Here is a 9,262-nt window from a genome sequence, read left to right on the forward strand (position 1 = left end):
CCGGGGAGCGCGGCGGCTGGGGCCGGACCAGGGTCAGTGCCGAGCCATCCCCGGCACGGCCGAGAGCATGTCCGCGTCCTGACGAAGGATCGCCCGCTCCAGCGTAGTCAGCCTGGGGCCGGGATCGATTCCCAGCTCGTCGGTCAGCGTATTGCGGGCCCTTCGGAACACGGCGAGTGCGTCGGCCTGCCGGCCGGAGAGATACAGCGCCTGCATCAAATGCGCGTACGGCTCTTCCCGGAGAGGGTGAAGGGCTATGAGGTCGGTGAGTTCACCGATGGCCTCCTCGTATTCGCCCAGTGTTATCTCCAGGCAAATGCGCTGTTGTAGTGCGGCCAGGCGCTCTTCCTCCAGCCGGGCGGCGCGGGATTGCAGCACACTGCTCGAAATCGTGGCCAGGGCAGGGCCCCGCCAGAGGGCGAGCGCGTCCTTGAGCAGCTCCAGTGCCTCCTCCTTGAGGTTGGCACGGATCAACTTCTTCGCCGTCGCGACGTTGTGCCGGAAGATATCGCTGTCGATCTCGCAGTGAGCGACGTCCAGCTGGTAACCGGAAGCCGTGGACAGGACGGTTTCCTGCGGCGCGCCGACCGAGGCCAGAGCGCGGCGGATCATCCACACGCTCGTCTGCAGCTGGCCGGGGGCGGTCCGGGGCGGACGTTCGCCCCAGAGGTGGGCGATGAGGTCGGGCGTGCTGACTGCTCTGCCCGACACAAGTGCGAGGGCGGTGAGAACCCGGAGCTGCCGTTGTCCGGCGAGGGGGACCGGCATGTTGTGGGAAAGCATGGAGATCGGACCTAATATGCGAATCTGCACGCCGGCCATAGGGGTTCTCCCGTTTCTGCCTGTCCATGACCGAATTCCCCTGCCATGAACTGCTGGATTTTCGCACGCAATGTCTATGGATGCGCTGGTCGATGAAGGGAATGCAGTGGTCTGGCTTCGGCCACTACGCGCGTAGCGGGTTCTGCCCCATGTCCTATTGAGTCGGGACAGTAATCAGCCAACCTTGCTGCGTCAACGAGGCCGGGATGGGTGCGGCTGAAAACTGTCGTGCCGAGGAGGGCGAAAGGCGTGCGCGGGAAACCGTGGATAACGTGTGCGGCGGTGGAGTGGCCGGACGCGCATGATCGCGAATTGCGCGGAGTAATCGCCGAGGCATATGCCAATCGGCGTTCGCCGGGTCACGGCCCCCAGAACATTGCGCCTCGGTGGAGGGTGTGCTTCCGCTGTGAGGGAGACGGGCGGCCGTGTGTGGAGGGTGTGGTTACTCAGCGCATTTTTCCGGCCCCTACGGCGCGACTTCGGTGGTCTAGTCCAGTGATGGCGGAAACCGTATGCCGACGGGGTCGTGTGCCGGGGCGCGGGTGCCCGAAACGGGCGTCCGGCGAACGGGGGACTGACCGCTTCGGGCACTCGAAGGCTTCGGGGGCCGGGGGTCGAGGTGGCCCGGTGGCTTCGAGCCCCGGTGGCTTCGGCCCCCGGTGGCTTCGACCGTCCGGGCGCTCGGGTCACGGCGCTGTGATGTCGAGCAGCTCCAGATGCCGGGGTGCCAGTACGCGTGTGCCGCTGTCCGGAGCCCCGCGCTCGGCGGCCCGCGCCAGTGCCGTCGCCGCATCGGGGGAGACGGTGCGGAAGAGTCCCGAGTCGCCCAGCGGGGTCACCATGTCGTCGTGATGGCAGGGCAGGAGCACGGGCGGTGAGCCCAGCGCGGTGAGCAGTCGGTCCGGGTAGCCGTGGACAGCGGCATGACCGCTCATCCCGATCACCGCTACATCGGGCCTCACGCCGGCCAGCTCCCGCTCCGCGACGTTGCTGGTGCCGTTCAGCAGTACGGACGGGCCCCCCTCGACGGACACCTGAAAGGACAGCGTCTGCCCCTCGACCAGGTCGCCCAGAGTCCGCGGCCGCGCGGGGACGGTGTCCCGCGTCCCGGGGGCGAAGGACGTGTAGTCCTCCTGCCTGCTGTGCAGACTGCGGAACACCTCCACGCTGTAGCCGTCGAACTGGAGGTGATCGCCCCCGCTCACCGCCACCACGTCCGCCATGCGGCGCGCGGGTGTGCCCATCGCGGCCAGCAGATGACGTGACGTGGTGTCGCAGAGCGTCCGGACGCGCCGGTCGCCCCAGCCCGGCCGGGACAACAGGTGCGGCACGTCCGCGAGGTGGTCGAAGTGCCCGTGGCTGATCAGGATCAGCTCGGGCGGCCCGGTCAACTCCTTCTCCGCCACGTGCTCCACCGCATCCGGGTCCAGGCGCAGCGGCAGCGCCGGATCGAGGGCGCCGCCCTCGTCGGCGTACGGCATCCGGCTCAGATACGGGTCGAAGAGAATGCTGCGGCCCGCGAACGACAGCTCCCAGCCGGCCACGCCCAGCCAGCGCAGGCCGGTCGTTGTGCCCTTCGGCGCCCGACGGGGGTGTGCGGCCGGCAGCGGGGCGGCGCCGCCGACCAGCAGCCCTGCCGCCCCGGCGCCCAGCGCGCCCTGGAGGACCGACCTTCGCGACTGACTCATGTGCCACCTCGTTCACGTTGTGCTGATCACCCGTCACCCTACGGAGAAGGTGCGGTGAGGCGGCACATTTGAGTCAGTGACGAGGCCGGGGCGCGGCGGATCAGGTGGTGTACTCGGAGTTCAGCCGGACGTACCCCTCCGTCAGGTCGCAGCCGTAGACGGTGAACTCCCCGTCGCCGATGCCCAGTCCGATACCGATCACGACCTCGCCGCCGCGCATGTGCTCGGCGACCTCCGCTCGCAGCGCGGCGTCACCGGGTCCGTCGGCGCGCTGGGGGTAGACCAGGGTCCCGCCGAAGCGGACGGTAACGTTCTCCTGGAGGATGTCGGTGTCGTCCGTGCACTTGCCGATCGCCATGGTCACCCGGCCCCAGTTGGGGTCGCTGCCGTGCACGGCGGTCTTGACCAGCGGTGAGTTGACCACGGTCTTGCCGACGCGCTTGGCCTGCGCCGTGTCCCGGGCTCCGGTGACCCGCACCTCGATGAGTTTGCTTGCCCCCTCGCCGTCGGAGGCGATGTTCTTCACCAGGGCGAGCGCCACCTCGTACAGCGCCTCCTCGAACTCCGCCGGATCCACGTCGCCCGCCAGCCCGTTGGCGAACAGGACCGCCGTGTCGCTGGTCGATGTGTCCGTGTCGATGGACACGGCGTTGAACGTACGGTCCATGACGCTCCGGAAGATCCGGTCCTGCGTGTCCTGGGGCAGCCGGGCGTCGGTGGCGAAGAAGGTCAGCAGGGTCGCCATGTCGGGCTCCAGCATCCCTACGCCCTTGGCGATGCCGACGAGCGTCGCCTCGCCGCAACGCACAGCGACGTGCTTGGGCCGGGTGTCGGTCGTCATGATGGCCCGCGCCGCACGGTCGATCCCGCCCTCAGGGAACGGCCAGGAGAGAGTCTTGATGTGTGCGCGGATCTGTTCCATGGGGTACTGGAGGCCGATCACCCCGGTGGAGGCGATCAGCAGCTCGTCCTCGGCGAGCCCGGTGGCGGCGGCCACCGAGTCCCGCACCTCCCGGGCGTTGCTCTCGCCCTCCGGGCCGGTGGCGACATTCGCGTTCCGGGCGAGGACGACCACCCCGCGTGCCTGCCCGTCGGCCGCCGTCGCCCGGCTGAGCACCACGCTCGGGCCGGAGAAGCGGGACTTGGTAAACACGGCGCTGACCTGCGTGGGCACGGTCGAGGCCAGCACCGTGAAGTCGTCCCGCCCGTCGTCGGAGAGTCCCACCGGAGCGGTGTGGACCACGAACCCGGCAGGGTCCCGGGTAGTCGTACCGGTCATGATCGTCTTCTTCCCTCTGCGATAGCTTTATGTGTTTTCTCGTATGTCAATTCATCTATCACAGTCGGCGCGAGTGCGAGCCCCGAACGGCCCGGGCGGCACCGAAGCGCACCGGAGCGCGCTCGGATAGGCGCTGGAGAGGTGGTGGAGAGAGCACACCGGCACGGTGACGGGAATCCGCTTCCCGTCGACATCCTGGAGACGACGCCGCATGTCCCGTGTATCGACCAAGCCCAGCAACAACCCGACGGCCGCACACGCACTGCTCAAGCGTCTCCACGAGCACGGTGTGGAGACGGTGTTCGGTGTCGTCGGCCGTGAAGCCGCCTCCATACTCTTCGACGAGGCACCGGGAATCGACTTCGTCCTGACCCGGCACGAGTTCACCGCCGGCGTCGCCGCCGACGTTCTGGCCCGCATCACCGGCCGGCCGCAGGCCTGCTGGGCCACGCTCGGCCCCGGCATGACGAACCTCGCCACCGGTGTGGCGACCTCGATCCTGGACCGCTCGCCCGTCATCGCGCTGGCCGCCCAGTCCGAGTCGCACGACATCTTCCCCAACGACACCCACCAGTGCCTGGACTCCGTCGCCGTCATGCGCCCCATGACGAAGTACGCCGTCGAGCTCCAGCGCCCCGACGAGATCACCGATCTGGTCGACTCCGCCGTCGCAGCCGCGATGACCGAGCCCGTCGGGCCCAGCTTCATCTCGATCCCCGTCGACCTGCTCGGCACCGACGTCGACGCCTCGGTCACCCACCCCGCCGCGCAGACCCCGGCCAAGCCGGTCGGCGCCGTCCAGGCCGGCTGGGAGGCCACCGCCGACGAGGCCGCGGCCCTGGTCGCCGGTGCGGAGCACCCGGTGTTCGTCGTCGGCGCGGCGGCCATCCGCTCCGGCGCGGTTCCCGCGATCCGGGCCCTGGCCGAACGCCTGCACGTCCCCGTCATCACCACGTACATCGCCAAGGGTGTCCTTCCGCACGGCCACCACCTCAACTACGGGGCCGTCACCGGGTACATGGACGGCATCCTGTCCTTCCCCGCCCTGGAGACACTCTTCGGCCCGGCCGACGTCATCGTGACGCTGGGCTACGACTACGCCGAGGACCTGCGCCCCTCGATGTGGACCCGCGGCGGTGAGAAGAAGACCGTCCGGGTCTCTCCGACCGTCAACCCGATCCCGCGGGTGTACCGCCCGGACGTCGACGTGGTCACCGACGTGCTGGCCTTCGTCGAGCACCTGGACGCCGCCACCTCGGACCTCGCGGAGAAGACCCCGCACGACATCGCCCCGCTGCGCGAGCGCATCGCCGAGTTCCTGGCCGACCCCACCGAGTACGAGGACGGCATGAGGGTCCACCAGGTGATGGACTCCATGAACACGGTGATGGAGGAGACAGCGGCAGCCGGTGAGGGCACGATCGTCTCCGACATCGGCTTCTTCCGGCACTACGGGGTGCTCTTCGCCCGCGCCGACCAGCCCTTCGGGTTCCTCACCTCGGCCGGCTGCTCAAGCTTCGGCTACGGCATCCCGGCGGCGATCGGCGCCCAGATGGCCCGCCCCGGCCAGCCCACCTTCCTCATAGCGGGCGACGGCGGCTTCCACTCCAACAGTGCCGACCTGGAGACCATCGCCCGGCTCAACCTGCCGATCGTGACGGTCGTCGTCAACAACGACACCAACGGGCTGATCGAGCTCTACCAGAACCTCGGCCACCAGCGCTCGCACGACCCGGCCGTCAAGTTCACCGGAGTCGACTTCACCGAACTCGCCCGCGCCAACGGCGTCGAGGCCGTCAAGGCCAACTCCCGCGAGGACCTGCTCGCAGCACTGCGCAAGGGAGCTGGTCTCGGCCGCCCGTTCCTGATCGAGGTCCCGGTGAACTACGACTTCACCTCCGGCGGCTTCGGTGCCCTGAGCATCTGATCATGACGCACACATTCCCCGCGGCCACGGGGTTCCTGGTCTCCGCCCAGCAGGGCGGGGACCGGGTCCCCGGGCCCGTGTTCGCCACCCGGGGTGCCCACGAAAGCGTGGCCGAAGCCCTCCGCAACCAGACCCTGAACACCGTCCTCGTGCACTCGGGTTCGGCCGGGGACGCCGTGGCCCGCTCCGGGGACACGGCGCTCGTCCTGGCCGGCGAGCTCTACAACAGGGACGAACTGCTCACCCTTCTTCCGGCCGGCACGGATTCCCGCACGGACGCGCAGTTGCTGCTCGCCCTGCTGGGCGTCTACGACCTGCACGCCTTCCGGCTGCTCAACGGCCGGTTCGCGGCGGCCGTGGCCCTCGGTGACCGGGTGCTCCTGGCCACCGACCACGCGGGCTCCGTCCCCCTCTACACCCTCCCGGCACCCGGACGCGTCCTCGCCGCCACCGAGATCAAGGCCCTCGTCCCGGCGACCGCTCACGCCCCGCCGTCCGGCCGGCCCGTCGCCGAGGCGCGCAGGGTCCGCCGGGTGCCGGGCGTCCACCAGGTGCCCGCCGGCACGGTGCTGGACCTCGACGTGCGTACCGGCACCGCCGTGCCCTCCCGGACGTGGACCCCGCCGGTCTCCCGGCGGATCCTGCCCGAGGCCGACGCGGCCGACGCCGTACGCGACACGCTGGAGCGGGCCGTCCGGGTCCGCGCCGGCGGCACCACACCGCTGGTGGTGCTCTCCGGAGGAATCGATTCGTCCGGCGTCGCCGCGCTCGCCGCCGCGCACACCGACGGCCCCTTGGACACGTTGTCGATGGGCACCGACACCTCGGACGAGTTCGCCGAGGCACGGGTGGTCGCCACGCATCTCGGCTCCGCCCACCGGGAGATCACCGTTCCCACGGCGGACCTGCTCGACCAGCTCCCGTACGCGGTCTGGGCGTCCGAATCCGTCGACCCGGACATCATCGAGTACCTGCTGCCGCTCACCGCCCTGTACCGCGCGCTCGACGGGCCCGCCCGCCGCATCCTCACCGGCTACGGGGCCGACATCCCGCTCGCCGGCATGCACCGCGAGAACCGGCTGCCCCAGCTGGACACGGCCGTGGCGTTCGACATGGCCACCTTCGACGGGCTGAACGAGATGACCCCGGTGCTCTCCGGCATCCAGGGCCACTGGTCGACCCACCCGTACTGGGACCGTGACGTACTGGACCTGCTGGTGTCACTGGAGGCCGGGCTCAAGCGCCGCTACGGCCGCGACAAATGGGTCCTGCGCGAGGCGATGAGCGCCCTGCTGCCGCAGGAGACGGTCAACCGGCCGAAGCTCGGTGTGCACGAGGGCTCGGGCACGACATCGTCCTTCAGCCTCCTGCTGATGGACGCCGGGGTGCCCGAGGCCGACATCCACCAGGCCAAGTCCCTGGTGGTGAGGGAGATCTTCGACCGGGTGGTGGTCGAGGGCCTGCCACCCGCAGAGGTGAGCACCGCCGACACCGTGCACCAGGTGGCGGCACGGCTGAAGGAGACCGAGTGAATCGCCCCGGACCCCGAACCGGCCGCCCGCGGCCCGTCCGACAGGAGGGATGACGTCGTGGAACGCGTCGACACCGCGATCTCGCCCCGCTACGCGCAGATCCCCACCTTCATGCGCCTGCCGCACGACCCGCAGCCCACCGGCCGCGACGTCGTCGTCATCGGCGCACCCTACGACGGGGGCACCAGCTACCGGCCGGGTGCCCGCTTCGGCCCACGAGCCATCCGTAACGAATCCGGCCTGATCCACGGGGTCGGCATCGACCGGGGGCCGGGAACCTTCGATCTCATCGACTGCGTGGACGCCGGGGACATCGACCTCACCCCGTTCAACATGCACATCGCGATGGAGACGGCCCACCGTCATCTGCGCGGCCTCCTCCAGGACAACGCCGCCTTCCTGATGCTCGGCGGCGACCACTCCCTCACCCTCGCCGCGCTGCGTGCCGTGGCCGAGCAGTACGGCCCCGTCGCCGTGGTCCACCTCGACGCGCACTCCGACACCAACCCCGCCTTCTACGGGGGCGAGTTCCACCACGGGACCCCGTTCCGGCACGGCATCGACGAAGGGGTCATCGACCCCCGGCGCACGGTGCAGATCGGAATCCGCGGCCACAACCCACAGCCCGACTCGCTGGACTACGCCCGCGGCAAGGGAGTGCGGGTCGTCACCACCGACGAGTTCGTCGAGACCGGTGTCGCCGGGACCCACGCCCTCATCAAGGAGCTCATCGGCGACCGCCCCGTCTACGTATCGGTCGATGTCGACGTCGCCGACCCGGCGTTCGCCCCGGGCACCGGAACCCCCGCGCCCGGCGGCCTCTCCTCCCGCGAGGTCCTGGCCCTGCTGCGTTGCGTGGGCGAGCTGCGGCCGGTGGGCTTCGACGTCATGGAGGTCTCGCCCCTCTACGACCACGCCGGGATCACCTCCGTCCTGGCGACCGAGATAGGCGCCGAACTGCTCTACCAGTACGCCCGTGCTCACATCAAAGGAAGGAACGACGCGTGACCGTCATCGACTGCTCCGAACTCCGCGACGAACTCCTGGAACTCGCCTCGCGTCTGCCCGCGGTGCCGCGCGCGGACCTCCCGGCCTTCCTGAAGGCCGCGAAGGAGGCGTCCGGAGACCTCCCGCCCGCGATCGCCGAGCCGCTCGACGCCTTCAACGTATCCGGCAACGAGGACGGTTACCTCCTGCTGCGTGGCCTGCCCGTCGAACCGCGGGAACAGCTGCCGCGCACCCCCGAGTCCACCCCCGCGCCGACGGAGCGCCCGCTGCTCACCATGGAGGCGATGCTCGGTATCGTCGGCCGCCGACTCGGCCTGCACACCGGGTACAAGGAGCTGCGCAGCGGCACCGTCTACCACGACGTGTATCCGTCGCCCGGGGCGCACCACCTCTCCTCGGAGACCTCCGAGACCCTCCTGGAATTCCACACGGAGATGGCCTACCACCAGCTCCAGCCCAACTACGTGATGCTCGCCTGCTCCCGTGCCGACCACGAACGCAAGGCCGCGACCCTGGTCGGCTCGGTCCGCAAGGCCCTGCCGCTGGTCCCCGAGGGCTTCCGCAGCCACCTCTTCGACCGCAAGGTGCCCTGCTGCGTCGACGTCGCCTTCCGCGGCGGCGTCGAGGACCCCGGGGCGATCGCCCAGGTGAAACCGCTCTACGGCGACCCGGACGACCCGCTGCTCGGGTACGACCGGGAGCTGCTGGCCCCCGAGGACCCCCGGGACGTCGAGGCCGTGGAGGCGCTGTCCAAGGCTCTGGACGAGATCACCGAGGCCGTGTACCTGATCCCCGGTGACGTGCTGATCGTCGACAACTTCCGTACGACACACGCCCGTACGCCCTTCACACCACGCTGGGACGGAGCTGACCGGTGGCTGCACCGCGTCTACATCCGCACCGACCGCTTCGGCCAGCTCTCCGGCGGCGAACACGCGGGGGACGTGGTCACCTTCACGCCGCGGGCCTGACGGGCCCTCAGGGCCCCGGCGGGCCGGTGCCGCCC

General features: G+C 70.0%; 7 protein-coding genes. 4 read left to right on the forward strand and 3 right to left on the reverse strand.

Translation table 11 applies throughout. From position 1 onward, the window contains the following. Window positions 1-33: 33 nt before the first annotated feature. The 3 genes from ACFWFI_RS37240 to argJ form a co-directional block, all read right to left on the reverse strand. Complete coding sequence (locus ACFWFI_RS37240) at window positions 34-822, reverse strand: AfsR/SARP family transcriptional regulator (protein WP_387399293.1); 789 nt, start codon at window positions 820-822, stop codon at window positions 34-36. A gap of 686 nt (window positions 823-1,508) precedes the next feature. Next, window positions 1,509-2,510, reverse strand: coding sequence for an MBL fold metallo-hydrolase (locus ACFWFI_RS37245; RefSeq protein WP_387399296.1), 1,002 nt, complete (start codon window positions 2,508-2,510; stop codon window positions 1,509-1,511). Between the two features lie 100 nt (window positions 2,511-2,610). After that, a complete protein-coding gene (gene argJ / locus ACFWFI_RS37250) occupies window positions 2,611-3,789 on the reverse strand; it encodes a bifunctional glutamate N-acetyltransferase/amino-acid acetyltransferase ArgJ (protein WP_387399298.1) in 1,179 nt (392 codons plus the stop codon). A 211-nt stretch (window positions 3,790-4,000) separates the two neighbouring features. Here argJ and ACFWFI_RS37255 point away from each other — a divergent pair, with 211 nt between their 5' ends. The 4 genes from ACFWFI_RS37255 to cs1 are packed head-to-tail and all read left to right on the forward strand — an operon-like array spanning window position 4,001 to window position 9,227. Next, entirely contained in the window at window positions 4,001-5,716 is a 1,716-nt protein-coding gene (locus ACFWFI_RS37255) for a thiamine pyrophosphate-binding protein (protein WP_387399300.1), read from the forward strand. Between the two features lie 2 nt (window positions 5,717-5,718). After that, window positions 5,719-7,248: an asparagine synthase-related protein gene (locus ACFWFI_RS37260; RefSeq protein ID WP_387399302.1), complete on the forward strand. Its 1,530-nt coding sequence runs from the start codon at window positions 5,719-5,721 to the stop codon at window positions 7,246-7,248. 57 nt (window positions 7,249-7,305) lie between these two features. Then, complete coding sequence (speB, locus tag ACFWFI_RS37265) at window positions 7,306-8,256, forward strand: agmatinase (protein WP_387399305.1); 951 nt, start codon at window positions 7,306-7,308, stop codon at window positions 8,254-8,256. Continuing rightward, window positions 8,253-9,227, forward strand: a complete 975-nt coding sequence (cs1, locus tag ACFWFI_RS37270; protein ID WP_387399307.1) for a clavaminate synthase Cs1 — start codon at window positions 8,253-8,255, stop codon at window positions 9,225-9,227. Before speB ends, cs1 begins: the two co-directional genes overlap by 4 nt. The last annotated feature ends 35 nt before the right edge of the window (window positions 9,228-9,262 follow it).

The sequence above is a fragment of the Streptomyces sp. NPDC060209 genome (assembly GCF_042728155.1).
Lineage (GTDB): Bacteria > Actinomycetota > Actinomycetes > Streptomycetales > Streptomycetaceae > Streptomyces.

What these genes read in the sequence shown, in the direction of transcription:
- ACFWFI_RS37240 (WP_387399293.1), bottom strand. Translation starts at nt 822, where the DNA reads ATGGCCGGCGTGCAGATTCGCATATTAGGTCCGATCTCCATGCTTTCC.
- ACFWFI_RS37245 (WP_387399296.1), bottom strand. Translation starts at nt 2,510, where the DNA reads ATGAGTCAGTCGCGAAGGTCGGTCCTCCAGGGCGCGCTGGGCGCCGGG.
- argJ (WP_387399298.1), bottom strand. Translation starts at nt 3,789, where the DNA reads ATGACCGGTACGACTACCCGGGACCCTGCCGGGTTCGTGGTCCACACC.
- ACFWFI_RS37255 (WP_387399300.1), top strand. Translation starts at nt 4,001, where the DNA reads ATGTCCCGTGTATCGACCAAGCCCAGCAACAACCCGACGGCCGCACAC.
- ACFWFI_RS37260 (WP_387399302.1), top strand. Translation starts at nt 5,719, where the DNA reads ATGACGCACACATTCCCCGCGGCCACGGGGTTCCTGGTCTCCGCCCAG.